General features: G+C 61.3%; 1 protein-coding gene. It reads left to right on the top strand.

Going from position 1 to position 1486, the window contains the following annotated elements; translation table 11 throughout:
* Positions 1-123: 123 nt before the first annotated feature.
* Positions 124-1446: an IS5 family transposase gene (locus DIE15_RS36600; RefSeq protein ID WP_124665735.1), complete on the top strand. Its 1323-nt coding sequence runs from the start codon at positions 124-126 to the stop codon at positions 1444-1446.
* Positions 1447-1486 lie beyond the last annotated feature (40 nt).

Raw genomic sequence — 1486 nt, 5'->3', positions numbered from 1 at the left:
AGTCGGCCTTGAACAATTCGCAAAGGCTTGTGCAGCAAGGCTCGATAGCTGAAACGGTGTTGTGAGATTTGCAAGGCGCAGGCATATTGACGCGAGATTCCTGCAAATTCTGACGAGGTTTGGATGGGTCCGAAGACGCCGACGACCGAGGGAGATTTCTTCCGCCAACCGCTGCGCGAGCAGATCAACTTGAAGCATCCGCTGGTGCGCTTGGCCGATCTGATTGATTGGGATCGGCTGAACAAGGCGATGAGCGAGAGCTTCGTGTCGCATCGGGGCCGGCCGGCGAGCTCGCCGCGGCTGATCGCAGGGCTGCTGTACTTGCAGCACGCGTTCGACCTGTCGGACGAAGACGTGGTCTGGCAATGGCTGGAGAACCCGTATTGGCAGGTCTTCACCGGCGAGACGTACTTGCAGACGAAGCCGCCGATCGATCCGTCGAGCCTGACGCGCTGGCGCAAGCGGCTGGGCGAAGCCGGCGTTGAGGAACTGCTGGCCGAGACGATTGAGGCGGCCAAGCGTGCCGACGTCATCAAGACGTCGAGCCTGAAACGGGTGATCGTCGATACAACGGTGATGGAAAAGGCGATTGCGCATCCCACCGATTCGCGTCTGCTCGAACGTTGCCGGGAACATCTGGTGAAGGCTGCTGCCCGACACGGGCTGAAGCTGCGGCAGAACTACAACCGCGAGGCCCCACGGCTGGCGGGGCAGATCGGACGTTATGCGCATGCGAAGCAATACAAGCGGATGAAGAAGGCGCTGCGAACCTTGCGTTCGCGCGTGGGCCGCGTGATGCGCGACGTCGAGCGGCAGCTCGATGGCGTCGCGCAACAAGGGCGCCCGGCGCTGGAAGAACTGATTGGCCGCACGAAGCGGATTCTGTCGCAGAAGACGAAGGACAAAAACAAGCTGTACGCGCTGCACGCGCCTGAGGTGGAATGTATCTCCAAGGGCAAAGCGCGTAGGCCGTACGAGTTCGGCGTGAAGGTGTCGATCACGACGACGCACAAGGAAGGCTTGGTGATTGGAGCGCGCTCGATGCCAGGCAACCCGTACGACGGGCACACGCTGGCCGAAGCGTTGGAACAGGCGGCGATCTTGAGTGATGTTCAACCGGAGATCGCTGTCGTTGATCGCGGCTACAAGGGCGTCGCCGTCGACGGCGTGAAGGTCTATCACCCAGGGTTGCGACGCGGCATCACACGCGGCCTGCGCGCGATGATCCGACGTCGCAGTGCAATCGAGCCGGCCATTGGGCACATGAAGGCGGACGGCAAACTTGATCGAAACTGGCTCAAGGGCGCGTTGGGCGATGCGATTCACGCAGTGCTGTGCGGCGCCGGCCACAATCTGCGGATGATCCTGCGGAAGCTGCGGCTTCTTTACGCCCTGATTCTCGTCGCTTTGCTCAGCGTCACAACCGCTGCGCTGTCGGCGGCATGAACTCATCCGCAAGGAAAAGTGAATTGTTCAGGGCCGACTA

The organism is Burkholderia sp. Bp9031, assembly GCF_003857965.1.
GTDB lineage: Bacteria > Pseudomonadota > Gammaproteobacteria > Burkholderiales > Burkholderiaceae > Burkholderia > Burkholderia ambifaria_A.
Note: the sequence above shows the minus strand (reverse complement) of the source record. Positions and strands in the feature narration are given on the sequence as shown.

Coding starts and splice junctions, on each gene's coding strand:
- DIE15_RS36600 (WP_124665735.1), top strand. CDS start 124: ATGGGTCCGAAGACGCCGACGACCGAGGGAGATTTCTTCCGCCAACCG.